The following is a 17,012-nucleotide window of genomic DNA, read 5'->3' on the forward strand; positions in this document are numbered from 1 at the left end:
TCCATATTATATCAGGTTCTGTGCACGCAGCATGCCAAAGGCGGCAAGGCTGACCATGCAGGTGATCTCGTTTTTACGGATCATCTCTTCAACGTCTTCCAGCAGCAGCGTGTGGCATGTCATGTCCTGCTCCGTGTCTTCCCGGTTTGTGGGGCCGGGGGTCAGATCCGTCGCCAGATAGACGTGCCCTTTCTGGGTGGAATATCCTGCTCCCTGATACACTTCTCCTGCGTGATGCATGGTGCGGGCAATCAGCCCTGTTTCTTCGCGTAGTTCCCCTGCAGCAACATCTGCGGGCGAGGCATCAGGGCGGGACTCCCACATGCCCATGGGTAATTCCCATAACCGTTTGCCAATAGGGTAGCGATACTGGTTGACCAGGGTAACCGTGGGTTTTCCATCGTCCGTACGGCCAAGGGGCAGGATCACAACAAATTGACCACGTTCAACCACGCCATATAGCCCGTCTTTCCCGTTTGGGCGGCGGATAATGTCTTCCCTTACGCGGGTCCATGGGTTTTCATAAGCAATGCGGGATGAGAGGACGAGGTATCCGCCTGCATCGGGGAATGACGTGGTCATGACGCGTAGTTCCATCTTCCGGTATCTGGAAGAGCATATTTTACAGGACTCTTTCTCAAAAAGCACTTCCGGGCTTTTCTGGCATCTGCGGACGGAGTGTGTGAAGAAACAGAAAAAGCGGATTGTTTAAGGGTTTTATCATGTCTGTCACGGCTGTACGTTCGCCCTCCGTCCTTATGACCATTCTGGCGGTCGTGCTTTTTACGTTGCTTTGTTACACGGTCATTGGCCTGCAAATGGCTGTTGTGCCGTTGTTTGTGCGTGAAAAGCTGGGCTTCAGTTCAGCCATGGCAGGCTTTGCTGTTTCTGTTCAGTATCTGGCCACTTTTGCTACCCGCGCCTCGGCCGGGCGCAGGATTGACACCATAGGCCCCAAGAAAGTTGTGCTGGTCGGGTTGGCGGCAGGTGTGCTTTCCGGTGTCATGTTGGCTATGGCAGGTGTTTTGGCCAGTGTGCCCATGCTTTCCCTGCTTCTGGTAATTGTGGGGCGTATTGTTCTGGGGTTTGCGGAAAGCTGGGTCGCCACGGCTGCTATTGTCTGGAATATCAGACGGGTGGGGGTGGCAAATACTGCTCAGGTAATTTCCTGGAATGGAATCTGCTCCTATGGGGGCATTGCGCTAGGTGCTCCGATTGCCACACTTCTTTACCATGCAACAACTTTACCGGCTTTTGGCGGTTTTTTTGGGGTGGGGCTGCTTTCAGCCATGCTGATGGGCATAGGTCTGCCCCTGGCGAATCGTCAGCCAGCAGTTGATCCGCTTCCTGCCACAAAACAGCACTCCTTTTTCAACATTCTCTCTCGTGTCATGCCGTATGGTCTGGCACTTGCGGCAGGATCAATCGGATTTGGGGCAATTTCAGCGTTGCTGGCGCTTTATTTTGCAGATCAGCATTGGAATGGCGCAGCCATTGGGCTGTCTTTGTTTGGCTCGGTTTTTGTGCTGACCCGCTTTGCCTTCACATCACAGATTGCAAAGCGGGGGGGCATGAGCGTTGCCCTGTTTTCCCTGCTGGTTGAAGCTCTTGGCCTGAGTGTTCTGGCATGGGGCAATTCTCCACTTTGGGCGAATGTGGGGGCAGCTCTTTCAGGGGCTGGGTTCTCGCTTCTGTTTCCTGCTCTTGGAGTGGGTGCGGTGGAACAGGTTGGGCCCGAGAACAGAGGAGGGGCCATTGGTGCGTTTTCTGTTTTTCTGGATATTGCCATTGGTATTTCCGGCCCGCTTCTGGGCCTGATCATACCGTTGTGGGGGTATGGCGTGCTGTTTCAGATAACGGCGCTGTGCTGCCTGATGGGGGTTGTTTTGTGCATGGTGGTGAAAAGCCATCAGCGGCATCATACGGCTGGCGTTTCGTGAACAGGCATGAGACAGTAATGCATCATTTTTGCCAGAGGAGAAAAAGCTGATGCCTGTGACGCTGAGTGCTGTTGCTGTGTTTTGTGGATCCCGTTTTGGAAATAATCCGCTTTATCGGCAGGCAGCCCAGAAAACCGGACAGGTGTTGGCAAAGCAGGGCATCAGGCTGATATATGGCGGTGGAGCTCATGGCCTGATGGGTGTGGTGGCAGATGCCGCCTTAACGGCTGGCGGGGCTGTAACCGGGGTTATTCCGGATTTTCTGGAAACGCGTGAAAAAATGCATGAAGGCGTTGCAGAACTGATTGTTGTGGACTCCATGCATGCGCGGAAGCAGATCATGTTTGCACGTGCGGATGCGTTCTGGATCCTGCCCGGTGGATTTGGCACGTTTGATGAAATGATGGAAATCCTGACATGGAAGCAGCTTGGCCAGCATGGGAAACCAATCATTCTGGTCAATGTGGAGCACTGGGCTGACCATGTGATTGCCATGCTGGATGCTGCCGTAGCGCAAGGCTTTGCGGAACCTGTCTCCCGCGCCATGATTCATACGGTTCCTGATATTGAGACCGCTCTGGCCTTTTCTCAGCCACAGATTGCGCAGCAGAAAGTGCCTGCCGGGCAGCTTTAAAGCACGATAAAACGGGGCAGAAATGCGATTCCGTGCGTTTCTGCTCTTGCTAAACCGGCACGAGAGCGGTATAGCCCCGTGCAGGTCATCGGAGTGTAGCTCAGCCTGGTAGAGCACTGTGTTCGGGACGCAGGGGCCGGAGGTTCGAATCCTCTCACTCCGACCAGACTTTTCCCACCAAAATAGTAAATAACCCTTCAACTCCTTTCTGGAGAGTTGGGCTATAATAATGTCATCGCATAGCTGCTATAAAAGCAGATGGATGGCACGGTTTCCTTCCTGAAATGGTACCATAAATTCCAGATGCTGCTTGGAAATGCGTATCTGACAGAATGTGGTTAAGGCGCTGGCAACAGATCAAATCTTAGGGTTTGGCGCTGTTATGTCCCGTTAGAGACTCATGGTACGCTGTTGCGGCTAGCAATTTCTCTGCCTGATATCTTGTCCATCTCTTACATGTTCGTGTCTTTGGACGCCATGAGATTGCCGTATAGAGGCATGTAAGGTGAATGTTTGTTGCAGATCGTGTTAGTATTTCATGCAGCAGAGCCGGATTGGGGATGGAAACGCGGCATCTGATGCCCCATCTTATAATGAGAACCCACAACGGCTTCGGTTGAGAAAGCGGAGCCCCATGGAATTGGATATCTACCCTGCGGGGAGAGGATCATGAAAAAACAAGCATCATTCAAATATGGCCTGGCGGTTTGCCTTTCTCTGGCAACCGGATTGGCTCCTGTGGCGCAGGCTCTGGCGCGTCCGGGCGGTGGTGGTGGGCCGGGAGGCGGCGGTTTTCATGGTGGCGGCCCCGGTGGGGGAGGATTCCGTGGCGGTGGCGGCATGGGGCCTGGTGGCGGTTTTTAGAGGCGGCGGTATGGGCGGCGGTTTTCGCCCCGGTGGTCCCGGCTTTGGTGGTCCGGGGCGTGGCGGCTTTCGCGGTGGCCCGGGCTTTGGCGGCCCAGGAAGATTTTACGGCGGCGGTATGGGCTGGCGCGGCGGTTGGGGCGGTGGCCCCAGATGGGGCTGGGGTGGCGGAGGCTGGGGCTACCCCTATTATAGCTGGGGGTGGGGTTATCCCGGTTGGGGCTGGGGTGCTGGTCCCTATGGCGGCTGGGGCTGGGGTTGGGGCGCGCCGTTTGTCTTCGGCTCAGCGCTCGGGCTGGCGGTAGGAAGTGCTGTTGCGTCCTCTTATGATGGGTATGAGAGCCAGAATATTTACGCGCCTCAAAGCTATTATTATGGAGGAGCGTCTTCTCAGCCTGTGGGAGACCCGGCGTATTCTTCCTATCAGCAGCCAGCTTATTCCGGCGCTGTGCCGCAAAATGTCTCACAGCCGTCTGATGTTGTGCGTTGTAGTGCAGGGCGTTTCTTTAATACCTACACGGAAAGCTGCGATAAACGCTGATTCTATCGTTTATTTTCTGATACCAGAACCACAAGACCATTACGGAAGGAGAAAAGGGGCAGCCCTTTTCTCCTTTCTGCATTTATGGCCAGTAAAAAACTGCGCTAGGGTAAATGTTTGATAGGGAAGCAGAGTGTCAAAAGGGGATAAGCGTGGTGGCATTTAAGTATTTACGTGATTATCTGGCGTCGTGCAGGGTTCTGGTTGGGTATCGGGCTTTAACTCTTTCAGGTGGTCTTCTTGCTGCCACCGTGACTGGCGTTGCTGCAAATGCGGCAGAACCAGATGCACAAGAGATTTTTGCGCCGCTGGCTTATCCGCAACCCGTGAACGTCTATCATTCCGGCAGCGGCGCACCCGGCCCGCAAGCGTGGAAAAATCATGCTGATTACGACATCCATGTCCAGATTGATCCGGCCACGCATGTGCTATCTGGCACTGAGACACTGACCTACACCAATAACAGCCCGGACGCTCTTTCTTCCCTTTGGGTGCAGCTTGACCAGAATCTGTATGCTCTTGGTTCTCGCGCTTCCTTTGCAACGCCCCGGTGGCTGCGTCACCACACAGATGGCGTGGTGATAGATGGGGTTGCCATACAGGATAATGGGCAAGATACGCCTGTTTCGCCGATAGTGTCTGACACCCGTATGCAGGTGCCCCTGACGCACGATCTTTCTGCAAACGGTGGCAAACTAACCCTGAAAATTTCCTGGCATTACCAGATTCCTGCTGAATGGGGTGGCCGCACAGCGTTCAGTCAGGATCGGGACGGGGAGGTTTATGAAATTGCCCAGTTCTATCCCCGCATGGCTGTTTATGACGATGTAAGAGGGTGGGATACAGCCCCGTATCTGGGGCAGGAATTCTATCTGGATTACGGCACTATCGATTATAGCGTTACTGTGCCTAAAGGGTTTCTGGTGGTGGGGAGCGGTGCTCTTACAAACCCGGATGATGTTCTGACCGCACAGGAACGGAGCCGTCTGGCCGACGCCGCCAAAAGTGAAACACGCGTATTGATCCGCACGGAAGCAGACGTCAAAGCGCTGGTTGATCAGGTGCAGCAAGGCACACAGACATGGCGTTTCCACATGTCCAATACGCGTGATGTGGCGTTTGTGGCGTCCGCTGCGTTGCTGTGGGATGCCGCAAAACTTGATCTGCCTCCACTGGAAGGCTCGGATGCCAAAAATCCACTTCCGCGTCTGGCTATGTCGGTTTACCCGGCTGAAGCAGCAGGGGAGAAAAAATGGGATCGCTCCACAGAATACGTCAAACATGCGATCGAGTATTTTTCAGGCAAGTGGTACCCTTATCCATGGCCCAATGCAGTGAATGTTGGCGGGCATGGCGCCGCCATGGAATATCCCGGCATTGTTTTTGATGGGAAAGAGGATGCGGGATCTCAACTGTTCTGGGTGACCACTCATGAACTGGGGCATGGGTGGTTTCCCATGATTGTGGGCTCCAATGAACGCCGCCATGCTTTTATGGATGAAGGGTTCAATACGTTTATTGATATGTATGCCTCAGAGCATTTCAATCATGGTGAGTTTGCACCCAAGCGTGATGTGGAATTTGCGCCCCAGACCGGCCAACCTGCGGATGATATTGTCCCTGTTCTGAAAGATGCCTCTGCACCCGCATTGATGACGGCTGCGGACCTTATACCCGAAAAATATCGCCATCCGGTGACATACTTTAAAGGCGCTTATGGTCTGCAATTGTTGAGAGAACAGATACTGGGCCCAGAGCGCTTTGACCGTGCTTTCAGACGCTACATTGCGTTGTGGGCGTTTGGGCATCCTACGCCATCAGATTTTTTCAGGGTGATGGAGAGTGAAGGGGGAGAAGATCTCTCGTGGTTCTGGCGGGGCTGGTATTTTAAGAACTGGGGGCCTGACTATGCTCTACGGTCCGTTTCTTACGTTAACGGCAATCCCTCTCAAGGCGCACTTGTGCATGTCAAAAACAAGGGGTGGCTACCCCTGCCGGTGACAATGGCGATTACGTGGATAGACGGCAGCTCAGCCCGTGTGCTGATTCCAACTGAAACGTGGTACCAGAAGAACGACGTCACGCTTCAGATTCCGGGGAAACAGGCTATCCAGTCTGTAGTGTTGGACCCTGATCACAAAATTCCTGATCTTAACCGGACAGATAATGCGTTTGTGGTGAAGACGGATATTGCGCACAAAGATGCTGCTTCAGCAGCAGCCATGAGCGTGACATCACCTGATCAGCAGCACTAACACGCTGCTCAGTTTTCGGTAAAAAGAAGGCCGTAGCGCGCCAAAGAAGGGTGCTACGGCCCTTTTACATAAAACAGTCCTTATGCTGTTAGACGGGCTTCTTCCAGGTTCAGAAGCCACTGTTTATCCTCAATGCCGCCATCCCCGGAATATCCACCCAGTCCACGCTGAGCCACCACGCGATGGCACGGGATCAGGATCGGGATAGGATTGCGGCCTACAGCCTGCCCCACAGAACGCGGACTGCCGCCAACCTGTTGAGCCAACGCCTGATAGGTGGTGACACTGCCGACCGGGATAGCGCACAAAGCCGCCCATATTTTTTTCTGGTAAGGCGTGCCAAACGGTTCAAGCGGGAAAGGAAAAGCTCCCGATGCTTTGGGGTCATCAAACCATTTATCCAGCCAGTCTCTGGCTTCACAGAGCAAAGGCGTTTCTGTCTGGTCCCGACCCCATCCCCAATCCAGAGAAATGATTTTTCCCTCTTCCTCGGTGAGAGTGAGCGGACCAAGTGGTGAGTGGAGGGAAAGCTGCGGCATAAATCGACCCTTCGGGCGTTATGGTTTCAGACGAGAGTAGGGACATTATACAAGCAGATTGAAGACGGGGCTTAAAAAAGATACCGACCTTCAGCAGAGACGAATTTTTACGGGCATCCATTTTAAAATGGCTCTCCCTCTCCATGAATCCACTTTTGTCTGTGCTTAGCCGGGCATGGTTTTAAGTTTGCCTCCTCTTTCGGTTTTCGTAGCTGAAATATCCAAAGGACGGTTTTTGCTTTTCTTCAAACTGAGTTGGGTTGCTCTCAGTATCAGACAAGCTCGTTGAGCCTTTATCCTGATATTTCTGTCTGAAAGTTTGCATGCTGTAATTTTTAGCAGCAGAAATGGCTATCTCTTCACTGGCGGATGCTCTTTCTCTTTCAAAAGGAAAGCCACAAAATGTCAGGCCAAAACAAAAGGAAGAGCCCGCGAACCTCGACTAGAGACTGTTGGCGAACCCCAGAAATGGAGAAGCGCAAGAGGCTTGGATGCATCGAAGGGCAGATTTGAACCCGCGAGATGGCACCATGGGCACGACACCCGACCCGCATTTTAAGTCACCATCAAAAAAGCGGAAGGGAGGATAGGCAGAGCATTTTTTGAGCTAAAAAGAAGTCTTGCTGCTTATACGGATGCATCGGGGTGAAAGGACAACGCATATTCACGCCAGATGAGTGCCTGCCTAGCGTAGGGACTTTTGAAGTAAGCCTTAACTCAAAAAGTAGCCAAATTGATCTGCCTGATTTTTCAATCAAAATTTGGGAAGGCTTTCATCTTACGCTGTAGATATGAGCTTCAATTCTGTGTCGCTTATTTTTTATCCTGATTGTTTTTTCGCTTTGCTGCCTTCTTTGAAAACAGTTTCCTAGCTCTCTCCATCCAAGCAGGAAGAAGGGAGCAGGCTGCAAGGTCTTAATTTTGGCTACGCGTGGGCGGGAATCTGTTTTAGAAAGCCTCAGCCAATCAAAGGGAGAGGCGGGTATTTCTCGCTCCTCCTTTCCTTAGCAGGATAAGGAAGACCTGTTTTGGTTGTCGGCTCGGATCATACTGAGACGCGGGCCGAAAAAGAGAGACTTCAGAGATTACGGAATGACAGAAGGAGCAGGCCGCCGTGGGCTATCAGAGTGAAGAGACCATTTTTGCGCTCTCAACTGGTCTGGGACGAGCGGCCATTGCAGTCATGCGTGTCAGCGGTCCCCAAAGCGCAAGCCTGTTGACCCGCTTATGTGGGAAGGTTCCGCTACCCCGGAAAGCCGTTTTGCGGCGTGTATGGCAGGATGCCAGCGTAAAAGACAATCTTCTGGATGAAGCGCTGGTGCTCTGGTTTCCTGGCCCAAATAGCTACACGGGGGAAGATGGTTTTGAACTGCATCTTCATGCGGGACCGGCGGTTATCAAAGCAGTTGCAGAGGCATTGGTAGCAGGCGGTGCTCGTCCTGCAGAACCGGGTGAGTTCACCCGTAGGGCATTTACCAATGGTCGCATGGATCTGGTGGAAGCAGAAGGCATTGCTGATCTGGTGGATGCCGAGACGGAAAGCCAGAGGAAGCTGGCGCTGGCGCAAACTGATGGAGCGCTCAGCCGCCTGTATGAAAACTGGGCAGAGCGGCTGAAGCGGGTTCTGGCGCATCAGGAAGCACTGATTGATTTCCCGGATGAAGATCTGCCGGAAGAGGTGGAACAAGGCCTGTTGAACGAGATTCACGCGCTTATTGGTGCCATGCAGGAGCATCTTCAGGACGGAAAACGAGGCGAACGGATTCGGCGGGGCGTTGTCTTTGCCATTGCGGGCCCTCCTAACGCAGGCAAATCCAGCCTACTGAACTGGCTTGCAGACCGTGATGCCGCCATTGTGTCCCCCGTGGCGGGGACGACGCGGGACGCCATAGAAGTGAACGGTAGTTTGGCCGGTGTGCGGGTGACATTTGTTGATACGGCCGGAATGCGGGAAACTCAGGACGAAATTGAAGCTGAAGGTGTCAAACGGGCACTGTTTCACGTGAAACAGGCAGACTGTGTACTGCAAATGTTCACGGGGGATATGCTGCCGGAGAATGTCTTTCCTGGCGCTTTGCTGATAGGCAATAAAACAGACCTTGGGCCTGTGCCTGCAAAAGTGTTAGGGATGTCTGTAATTCCTGTCAGTCTGCAGACGGGCGAGGGGTTGAACGCACTCCGAACGATTCTTGAGCAGAAGGTGGAAGCCTTAACGGCACAGTCGGCTTCTGGTGCGCCTCTTTTAACCCGCGCACGGCATGAGGCTGGCGTGAAGGAAGCCTGCCTTTGTCTGCAGCAGGCACTGGAGCAGGAATGGCCGGAAATGCGGGGAGAGGAATTGCGTCTGGCAATGCGGGCGTTAGGGCGGCTTACAGGCCATGTGGGCGTGGAAGATCTGCTGGATGCAGTGTTCGGGCAGTTCTGTATTGGGAAATAGGTTTGCAAAAGGCGGCGGAATAATGGACCGTTTTTACGATGTGATTGTTGTTGGAGGAGGGCATGCGGGCTGTGAAGCTGCTGCTGCCGCAGCGCGTTGTGGTGCCCGCACACTTCTGTTAACGCATCACAAAAGCACGGTGGGGGCCATGTCCTGCAATCCTGCTATTGGCGGGATTGGAAAAGGGCATCTGGTGCGCGAGATAGACGCGCTGGATGGCATTATGGGCCGCGCTGCTGATCGTGCAGGTATCCATTTCAAGCTTCTTAATCGGTCTAAAGGCCCAGCCGTGCAGGGGCCTCGTGCTCAGGCTGATCGGATGCTTTACAAACAGGCTGTGCAGGACCTGCTGGCTGAAACCCCTCTTCTGGACTGTGCTGAAGGTGCTGCAGGTGATCTTCTGTGTGCGGAAGATGGAAGCGTGCAGGGAGTGGTGTGTGAGGACGGGACGACCTATCGGGCTGGCGCTGTTGTTCTGACGACAGGGACCTTCCTGGATGGAATTATTCATATTGGGCATAAATCTAAACCGGCGGGCCGAGTGGGGGAACAACCTGCGGTTGCGTTAGCCAAGCGGCTGAGAAATCTTGGTTTGATAATGGGCCGGTTGAAAACGGGAACGCCTGCGCGTCTGGTTAAGGACAGTATTGATTGGGCCTCTTTGGCTGAAGATAAAGGGGATGATCATCCTGAACCGTTCAGCCGGTTGACGCAGGCCATTACAAACCCGCAAATGGTATGTGGCATAACGGCGACAAACCAGAAAACACACGATATTATCAATAAATATCTGCATCTTTCAGCAGTATATGGAGGGGCTATTTCAGGCCGTGGACCACGTTATTGTCCGTCTATTGAAGATAAAGTGGTGCGGTTTGCAGAAAAAACCAGCCATCAGATCTTTCTTGAGCCGGAAGCTCTCCCTGAGCATGAAGGTGGTCATCTGATTTACCCGAATGGCATTTCAACCAGCCTTCCCGCAGATGTGCAGGAAGAGATGATTCACACTATCCCGGGGCTGGAGCACGCCATCATTGCTCAGCCGGGTTATGCTGTTGAATATGATTATGTTGACCCCCGAGAACTGACGGCATCTCTCGAACTTAAGAAATGTCCCAACCTGTTTCTGGCCGGTCAGATCAACGGCACGACAGGCTATGAGGAAGCCGGGGCTCAAGGGCTGCTGGCAGGCGTGAATGCTGCACGGCGGGCAGGGGGGCAGGAAGCGGTCAGCCTTGATAGAGGCAAAGCGTATATTGGCGTCATGGTGGATGATCTGACCACGCAGGGAGTGAGTGAGCCGTACCGCATGTTCACCTCACGCGCGGAATATCGTCTGACGTTGCGTGCGGATAATGCGGATATGCGTCTGACCCAGCTTGGCATCGACTGGGGTTGCGTGGGGAAAGAGCGGAAGTCCGTTTTTGAAAAAGATTGCCTTGAAATAAAGCAGGTTTCAGAAAAAGCCGAGCAGGAGAGCTGGGCCCCAAATGTGCTTGTTCAGTCAGGAGTGAAAGTGGCACTTGATGGCCGCCGTAGAACGCTTCTGGAAATTCTGGGCTATGGCATAACGGATGATGTTATTGCCAGATTGGCCCCATGGTATCTGTCTGCCTCAGAAAGAGCACGTCATTACGTGACAACCGAGGCGCGGTATAAAGGCTATCTCGTCCGGCAGAGGCGGGAGATCAAACAATTGGAAGCTGAAAGCGAGATCCGGTTTCCAACAGGTATCAATTTCAGTGATATCGGTGGCCTTAGTGCTGAAATGAAGGAAAGGCTGGAGCGTGCAAAGCCGGAAAACTTTAGTGCTGCGCAAAGAATTCCAGGAATAACGCCTTCTGCTCTGGTGGCTATTCTGGCTCATGTGCGGCAGAGAGTGGCCGGATGAGCATGATCGTGCCTGAAATGCATGTTTCACGTGAAACGAAGGAGCGGCTGGAAGCCTTTGTGGCCCTGCTGGAAAAATGGAACCCGCGCATCAATCTGGTTTCCAGCCGGGATATGGCGTTTGTGTGGGACCGGCATGTGCGTGATAGCCTCCAGATTGCCCCCTTGGTGCAAGGTGCTTCCAGCTTTATTGATCTTGGGTCTGGGGGTGGGTTCCCGGGGGTGATTACAGCCATTGCCACAAATGTGCCCGGAACCCTGATTGAATCAGATCAGCGTAAAGCCGCATTTTTACGCGAGGCCGCGCGTGTTACGGTAGCTCCGGTAAAAGTTCTGGCGGAGCGGATTGAGCAGGCGACACCTGAACCCGCGCCTATTGTCACAGCGCGGGCTTTGGCCGCTTTGCCCAAATTGTTGGAGTGGACGGCCCCGTTATTGGCAAAAGGGGGAAAAGCCGTGTTTTTGAAAGGCCAGCAGGCCGAAGATGAGTTGACCGAGGCAAGACGGAACTGGCACATGGATGTGTGTATCCACCCCAGTGTGACAAGCCATGATGGTGTGATTCTTGAAGTGAGCAATCTTGAACGTGTCTAAGACCGATAAAAAAGCAAAGAAATGTTTCATTCTGGCAGTAGCAAACCAGAAGGGCGGTGTAGGGAAAACAACCACGGCCATTAATGTTGCCGCAGCGCTGGCAGAAGATGGTGCCCGCGTGGTTCTGCTGGACATGGACCCTCAGGGCAACGCATCAACAGGTCTGGGCGTAGGATATGATGCCCGGCAGGGAGGTGCCTACGCCCTGCTGATGCAGGAAAAACCCGCCGAAGAACTGCTTCAGCCCACCGAGATTGATGGCCTTTCTGTTATCGCGGCAAATACGGAGCTTGTCGGGGCGGAAATAGAGCTTGTTGATGAAGATGGGCGTGAAAGCCGATTGCGCACTGCTCTGGCTTCTCTGACCAAATCTGTTGATTATGTGATTATTGATTGTCCTCCCAGCCTGAGCCTGCTGACGTTGAATGCTCTGGTGGCTGCGGATGGGGTGCTGGCGCCCTTGCAGTGTGAATTTTTTGCGCTTGAGGGGTTGGGCCATCTGGTGAAGACCATTGAGCGTGTTCGCAAGAAGCTGAACACAGGTCTGAAAATAACCGGTATTGCGCTGACCATGTATGACCGGCGGAATAATCTTTCCGAACTGGTTGCCGCTGATGCCCGCAGTTTCTTTGGGGATGATGTTCTTGAAACTCTGATACCCCGTAATATCCGTATTTCTGAGGCGCAGAGCCATGGGCAGCCCGTTATGGTGTATGACCCCAAGGCGAGTGGTGCTGCGTCTTACAGAGCGCTCGCTGAGGAAATCAAGAGGAGAACATCGTAAGCATGGCTCGTAAACCTGCTGCCCGTCCCAAACTGGGCCGTGGTCTTGCCGCGTTGCTGGGAGATACGGCTCCCGTAGCGGCCGAGAAGGCTTCTTCCTCATCAGCAAAAGCAGAACCTGCTGCACCAGCGAGCACACTGCCTGTTGAGGCTCTTGTTCCCGGTCCTTTTCAGCCACGGCAGGACATGGAACCCACGGCATTGCAGGAATTGGCCGATTCCATTCGGGCGCGCGGTATTCTGCAACCTATTCTGGTACGCCCTGATCCGGATAAAAAAGATCAGTATCAGATTATTGCAGGCGAACGGCGGTGGCGTGCTGCCCAACTGGCACAGTGCCATACAGTGCCAGTGCTGGTACGTGATCTGGACGAAAGTGACGCCATGGCGGCGGCCCTGGTGGAAAACCTCCAGCGTGCAGATCTGAACCCGATAGAAGAAGCTGAAGGGTTCAGCAGGCTGATGGAAGATTACAGCCTGACGCAGGATGAACTGGCCAAGGCAATTGGTAAATCTCGCCCGCACGTTGCCAATACCCTGCGCTTGCTACGCCTGCCTGAGTCCGTAAGAAAAGCCGTTGGAACTGGCGCATTGTCTGCCGGACACGCACGGGCTCTGCTTGCTCATCCTGACCCGATTGCTGCTGCTCATGATGTGCTAACCAAAGGCCTTTCCGTCAGGCAAACGGAAGCTCTGGTTCAGGCAGCACTTGAAAACAAGGCCAAACCCCAAAAAGCCGAGCAAAACAAGAAGGCGCGTGATCCTGAAATTGCAGCATTGGAACGGGATCTTGCAACGCGGCTTGGCTTACGCGTGAAGGTGAATTTTGACGGCCGGAAAGGTGGTTCTCTCGAAATTCATTACAACAGCCTGGACCAACTGGATGACGTTCTCTCTCGTCTGAAATCTTGAAATTCAGACTTGTGCTTTGAAGGGGAGGGTGATACAAAGCCCTCACTTCAGTCCACAAGACTGTAAGGGCGCATAGCTCAGTTGGTAGAGCAGCTGACTCTTAATCAGCGGGTCCAAGGTTCGAGCCCTTGTGCGCCCACCAATCTTTCCAAAGACTTAGGTGGTTTTCAGGCTTAGGGGTGCTTCACCCTCATGGCTTTCCGGAATCATTTGAAAGGCCGGTTTAGGCTAGCAGGGCAGGGGCCTTTTCCCCGCTCATGATAAATATCCAGATCTTCAGCCTATCCGCCCAATCCTTCACTTTGTCTTGGTAGCTTTTCTCTGCAATTTTGCGGGTATGAAAATTTGCCCTTGCTGGGCTTAGATGCTCATGGTTGCTAAGAATTCTGGACGGCTTCTTACAGAGCTTACAGGCTACTTACCCCAGAGGCAGCAGATTACGTCGGCGAACGGTCCCGACCATCGCTTCGTCTGTTTCAGACAGGACCGTTGAGCGAGGCTCTTTTGGAGCCGTCTTCTAGTCCTTGATGGTTTGATACTTTCGCTACTTTGTCCCTGTTTTAGGGGCAGGGCCTAGAGGTCAGGCTCCGCGAGCGAAACATCCGATCGTTATATTGCTGTTCTTGGACAGCGTGCATGGTCGTGGCGCTGGCATGACGTATTTGTCCCATAATGCACCATCAAATCCTGAGACTGAATACTTGGGCTTTTAGTGCAGCAGAGAAAATTGTTCATCCTTGTGCAGATGGAAGCCAATGCTAGGGTGAGGGGAAATTTCTATGGATTCTGTTTATGACTGATGGCGGGTTATTATCGGGTGTTCTTCCCACTGTTATTGGAGCTTTCTGTGGCTGGATTAGTGGGGGAGTGGGTGGTTTTTTCTCTGCTCGACATGAGAAAAAGAAAGCTGTCCATCAAAGAGAAAAAGAGGTTTCTGTTTATAGTGAGCCCTTGGCCCATGCGGCTTTTGATCTTCAAAGCAGAATATACAACATTGTAGAACGGCATTTCATGAACCACTTCTATGTTCATGGGGATGAGAGAACGCGGGAATATTGTGTAGAAAACACGGCGTTTCTTATCTCACAGCTTTTCTGCTGGTTTGAGCTTACACGGCAGGAATTATATTACATCGAATTACAAAACGAAAAAGACACGCGCCAGCTACTGCATTTGCAGGATAACGTGCAAACTTTGTGGGGCACGGATAAAACAAAATATCACGGTATTTTTTGCCTGTTTGCAGGGGAGCAGCGGGCTATTGGGGAAAATCTTATTATTCGGCGTGACGGCAGTTCCTCCTGCATGGGGTTTGCTCAGTTTATGGACACGTTTCCGCCGGGTAAAAACAAGCAGATCGATATTTTGAGAGAGGAAATCAGTAAGTTAGGAGCTAATGAGCATCTGGCCCGTGTCCGGTTGATAGACATTCAAAATCTGCTCATTGATCTCTTAGCATTACTAGACCCTAAATTTTTACGCTTTCCTCAAAAGAGTAGGCAAAAAATGCAGTTGCGGGACGCAAGGTAACAGGAGAGTTCTGCCTGTAATCAGCCTTGCGCATCCGGATGGTCCATGGAACCAAAGCCATCGTCACGTTCTTTAGCCGGTAATCAACTTCGCCCGGAACGCATATGCCATAGCCCCTCTGCCAAGATGGGTAAGGCTGGGCAGGATTTTCATGCCAGTTGAAGGAAGGACTGCATCTTATGATTATCGTGCATCATCTGGATAATTCCCGTTCGCAGCGGGTTCTGTGGCTGCTGGAGGAACTGGAACTTCCCTACGACATCCAGTTTTACAAACGTGACCCCAAAACCATGATGGCTCCCAAATCGCTTCGGGCTATTCATCCACTAGGCAAGTCTCCGGTGATAACTGACACGGACGGGAACGTGACGCTGGCAGAAAGCGGGGCGATTATCGAATATCTTATCAATAAATACGGCAATGGCCGACTGGCCCCAGCGCGCGACACTCCCGAATACACCCGCTTCATATACTGGCTGCATTATGCGGAAGGATCTGCCATGCCGCCGCTATTGCTCAAACTGATATTCGGGATGCTGCCCAAGAAGGCTCCTTTGCCTTTTCGCCCTTTTGCTTTTCTGGTTTCAAAAGGGGCGCAAACACAGCTCATCAATTCGCAGGTCAAACTGCATATGGATTACTGGGAGCGTAGCCTGTCTGAAAGTGAATGGTTCGCTGGGAATGACTTTACCGCTGCGGATATTCAGATGAGTTTCCCTCTTGAAGCGGCAGCCGCACGTGCAGGAGCAACGGATAATCGGCCGCATGTCAGGGCGTTCCTGCGCCGTATTCATGACCGTCCTTCCTATCAGCGTGCCCTGCATCGCGGTGGGGCATATGCTTATGCCAACGAGGGCGGCAGGCCTGCATCCTGATGTGCTTAGTGGGCAAATGACGCAAGTTGGCTATCGTCCTTGCTTGCGGCTGTTATCTGATACTCCTTCTTACGTGGGATGCACCATGCTTCAAGCTGTGAGCGCGTTCATAGGGAAGTGCAGGTAGAGAAGGTTCTGAGCCAACCTAAAAGCGATAGAAAGAGGTTGCCGGATAAGTTGGCCAGCCCCACGGTTTCTGACTGCCTACCACACTAAGTCTTGACCATGTATGACCGCAGGCACGGCCTGTATAGACAGTCACAAATGGATTTCTACTGTGCCCTCATGCTGATCACCGAGTTGACCGTCGTGACATCCTCTGTAGCGATGAGGGACTCTTACTGGTGCAGAGATAACTCTTAAAAGTTCGTGGGTTTTTGTTTCTGTCTCGGTTGCATAATTCTTAATCAGCGGAACTAGGGTTCAAACCCTTGTGCGTTCGCCATCATTCAGATTAAAAAACCAAGTATTGTTTTTAAAGAAAGCATGATCGGTTTTGTCTGACTTTTCAGAAAAAATGAAGTCTGCTTCACAGGGGGAACTCTTTGCTTCTACGCTTGAGTTACCAGAAATTGACCCTGATCTCTGGCAAAAACTCGCGCGGTCCGCATTTCGGCAGCAGTTTCATTTAAATGCTTCAGATCGGGCTTATCTGACAAAAAAAGGACTGGGCGCTGTTCTGGAACACGGTGCGGATTTTATCGCAAAACGATTGGCTCCAGCACATCCGGAGAAAGACGGTCGGCAAACACCGTGGAAGGGCCATCCGGTTTTTGTTGCGCAACATGCTACAGGAACTTGCTGTAGGTCGTGCCTCGAAAAATGGCACCATTTCACCAAAGGGTTTCCTCTTACAGTCCAGCAGCAAAATTATGTGCTGGCAGTGATTGGCGCTTGGTTGGAGCGGGAAGAAACACTGCCTGTGCCCACAGAAGAAAACACGCCGATAAGGGTTTACAAGCGGAAATCACGCCCCAAACTGTAGCCCTGTAGCCCTGTAGCCCTGTAGCCCTGTAGCCCTGTAGCCCTGTAGCCCTGTAGCCCTGTAGCCCTGTAGCCCTGTAGCCCTGTAGCCCTGTAGCCCTGTAGCCCTGTAGCCCTGTAGCCCTGTAGCCCTGTAGCCCTGTAGCCCTGTAGCCCTGTAGCCCTGTAGCCCTGTAGCCCTGTAGCCCTGTAGCCCTGTAGCCCTGTAGCCCTGTAGCCCTGTAGCCCGTGGCG

Annotated in this window: 15 protein-coding genes and 2 tRNA genes; 15 read left to right on the plus strand and 2 right to left on the minus strand. The window is 52.8% G+C overall.

What is annotated here, in order from left to right:
- Positions 1-6: 6 nt before the first annotated feature.
- Positions 7-582, minus strand: a complete 576-nt coding sequence (locus ASN_RS07095; protein ID WP_058987726.1) for an NUDIX domain-containing protein — start codon at positions 580-582, stop codon at positions 7-9.
- Positions 583-722: 140 nt separating this feature from the next.
- Here ASN_RS07095 and ASN_RS07100 point away from each other — a divergent pair, with 140 nt between their 5' ends.
- The 6 genes from ASN_RS07100 to ASN_RS07120 all read left to right on the plus strand — a co-directional run bounded on the left by ASN_RS07100 (position 723) and on the right by ASN_RS07120 (position 6,234).
- Positions 723-1,940, plus strand: a complete 1,218-nt coding sequence (locus ASN_RS07100; RefSeq protein WP_058987727.1) for an MFS transporter — start codon at positions 723-725, stop codon at positions 1,938-1,940.
- Positions 1,941-1,989: 49 nt separating this feature from the next.
- Complete coding sequence (locus tag ASN_RS07105; RefSeq protein WP_082666611.1) at positions 1,990-2,574, plus strand: LOG family protein; 585 nt, start codon at positions 1,990-1,992, stop codon at positions 2,572-2,574.
- Between the two features lie 89 nt (positions 2,575-2,663).
- A tRNA-Pro gene (locus ASN_RS07110) sits at positions 2,664-2,740 on the plus strand.
- A gap of 503 nt (positions 2,741-3,243) precedes the next feature.
- Positions 3,244-3,438, plus strand: a complete 195-nt coding sequence (locus tag ASN_RS20045; RefSeq protein ID WP_157765134.1) for a hypothetical protein — start codon at positions 3,244-3,246, stop codon at positions 3,436-3,438.
- Positions 3,371-3,979: a hypothetical protein gene (locus ASN_RS07115; protein ID WP_157765135.1), complete on the plus strand. Its 609-nt coding sequence runs from the start codon at positions 3,371-3,373 to the stop codon at positions 3,977-3,979. Before ASN_RS20045 ends, ASN_RS07115 begins: the two co-directional genes overlap by 68 nt.
- Before the next feature lie 152 nt (positions 3,980-4,131).
- On the plus strand, positions 4,132-6,234 hold the full coding sequence (locus tag ASN_RS07120; protein WP_058989219.1) for a M1 family metallopeptidase: 2,103 nt from the start codon (positions 4,132-4,134) through the stop codon (positions 6,232-6,234).
- Positions 6,235-6,314: 80 nt separating this feature from the next.
- Here ASN_RS07120 and ASN_RS07125 read toward each other — a convergent pair whose 3' ends face one another.
- Positions 6,315-6,773: a methylated-DNA--[protein]-cysteine S-methyltransferase gene (locus ASN_RS07125; RefSeq protein WP_058987728.1), complete on the minus strand. Its 459-nt coding sequence runs from the start codon at positions 6,771-6,773 to the stop codon at positions 6,315-6,317.
- Positions 6,774-7,956: 1,183 nt separating this feature from the next.
- On the opposite strand from ASN_RS07125, the gene mnmE reads away from it, so the two are divergent.
- The 9 genes from mnmE to ASN_RS07175 all read left to right on the plus strand — a co-directional run bounded on the left by mnmE (position 7,957) and on the right by ASN_RS07175 (position 16,779).
- Complete coding sequence (gene mnmE, locus ASN_RS07130; RefSeq protein ID WP_231948504.1) at positions 7,957-9,210, plus strand: tRNA uridine-5-carboxymethylaminomethyl(34) synthesis GTPase MnmE; 1,254 nt, start codon at positions 7,957-7,959, stop codon at positions 9,208-9,210.
- Between the two features lie 22 nt (positions 9,211-9,232).
- Positions 9,233-11,101: a tRNA uridine-5-carboxymethylaminomethyl(34) synthesis enzyme MnmG gene (mnmG, locus tag ASN_RS07135; protein ID WP_058987730.1), complete on the plus strand. Its 1,869-nt coding sequence runs from the start codon at positions 9,233-9,235 to the stop codon at positions 11,099-11,101.
- A complete protein-coding gene (gene rsmG, locus ASN_RS07140; protein ID WP_006557796.1) occupies positions 11,098-11,694 on the plus strand; it encodes a 16S rRNA (guanine(527)-N(7))-methyltransferase RsmG in 597 nt (198 codons plus the stop codon). The genes mnmG and rsmG overlap by 4 nt, the downstream gene beginning before the upstream one ends.
- Positions 11,687-12,478, plus strand: a complete 792-nt coding sequence (locus tag ASN_RS07145; RefSeq protein ID WP_006557795.1) for a ParA family protein — start codon at positions 11,687-11,689, stop codon at positions 12,476-12,478. The genes rsmG and ASN_RS07145 overlap by 8 nt, the downstream gene beginning before the upstream one ends.
- 2 nt (positions 12,479-12,480) lie before the next feature.
- Positions 12,481-13,389 (plus strand): ParB/RepB/Spo0J family partition protein, encoded by a 909-nt coding sequence (locus ASN_RS07150; RefSeq protein WP_006557794.1) that lies wholly within the window; start codon positions 12,481-12,483, stop codon positions 13,387-13,389.
- A gap of 66 nt (positions 13,390-13,455) precedes the next feature.
- Positions 13,456-13,531 (plus strand) — tRNA-Lys (locus ASN_RS07155).
- Between the two features lie 650 nt (positions 13,532-14,181).
- Entirely contained in the window at positions 14,182-14,919 is a 738-nt protein-coding gene (locus ASN_RS07165; protein ID WP_157765136.1) for a hypothetical protein, read from the plus strand.
- Between the two features lie 179 nt (positions 14,920-15,098).
- Positions 15,099-15,794 carry a glutathione S-transferase gene (locus ASN_RS07170; protein WP_058987733.1) on the plus strand — a complete coding sequence of 232 codons (696 nt, stop codon included), beginning with the start codon at positions 15,099-15,101 and terminating at the stop codon, positions 15,792-15,794.
- A 517-nt stretch (positions 15,795-16,311) separates the two neighbouring features.
- Complete coding sequence (locus ASN_RS07175) at positions 16,312-16,779, plus strand: DUF4186 domain-containing protein (protein WP_058989220.1); 468 nt, start codon at positions 16,312-16,314, stop codon at positions 16,777-16,779.
- Positions 16,780-17,012 lie beyond the last annotated feature (233 nt).

This window comes from Acetobacter senegalensis (assembly GCF_001499615.1).
In the GTDB taxonomy this organism is placed as follows: Bacteria; Pseudomonadota; Alphaproteobacteria; order Acetobacterales; family Acetobacteraceae; genus Acetobacter; species Acetobacter senegalensis.

Excerpts from the sequence above, each read along its gene's own strand:
- ASN_RS07115 (WP_157765135.1), top strand. The coding sequence starts at position 3,371 with ATGGTGGCGGCCCCGGTGGGGGAGGATTCCGTGGCGGTGGCGGCATGG.
- ASN_RS07175 (WP_058989220.1), top strand. The coding sequence starts at position 16,312 with ATGAAGTCTGCTTCACAGGGGGAACTCTTTGCTTCTACGCTTGAGTTA.
- mnmG (WP_058987730.1), top strand. The coding sequence starts at position 9,233 with ATGGACCGTTTTTACGATGTGATTGTTGTTGGAGGAGGGCATGCGGGC.
- mnmE (WP_231948504.1), top strand. The coding sequence starts at position 7,957 with ATGCGTGTCAGCGGTCCCCAAAGCGCAAGCCTGTTGACCCGCTTATGT.
- ASN_RS07150 (WP_006557794.1), top strand. The coding sequence starts at position 12,481 with ATGGCTCGTAAACCTGCTGCCCGTCCCAAACTGGGCCGTGGTCTTGCC.
- ASN_RS07165 (WP_157765136.1), top strand. The coding sequence starts at position 14,182 with ATGACTGATGGCGGGTTATTATCGGGTGTTCTTCCCACTGTTATTGGA.
- ASN_RS07095 (WP_058987726.1), bottom strand. The coding sequence starts at position 582 with ATGACCACGTCATTCCCCGATGCAGGCGGATACCTCGTCCTCTCATCC.
- ASN_RS07170 (WP_058987733.1), top strand. The coding sequence starts at position 15,099 with ATGATTATCGTGCATCATCTGGATAATTCCCGTTCGCAGCGGGTTCTG.
- ASN_RS07105 (WP_082666611.1), top strand. The coding sequence starts at position 1,990 with ATGCCTGTGACGCTGAGTGCTGTTGCTGTGTTTTGTGGATCCCGTTTT.
- ASN_RS20045 (WP_157765134.1), top strand. The coding sequence starts at position 3,244 with ATGAAAAAACAAGCATCATTCAAATATGGCCTGGCGGTTTGCCTTTCT.
- ASN_RS07125 (WP_058987728.1), bottom strand. The coding sequence starts at position 6,773 with ATGCCGCAGCTTTCCCTCCACTCACCACTTGGTCCGCTCACTCTCACC.
- ASN_RS07100 (WP_058987727.1), top strand. The coding sequence starts at position 723 with ATGTCTGTCACGGCTGTACGTTCGCCCTCCGTCCTTATGACCATTCTG.
- rsmG (WP_006557796.1), top strand. The coding sequence starts at position 11,098 with ATGAGCATGATCGTGCCTGAAATGCATGTTTCACGTGAAACGAAGGAG.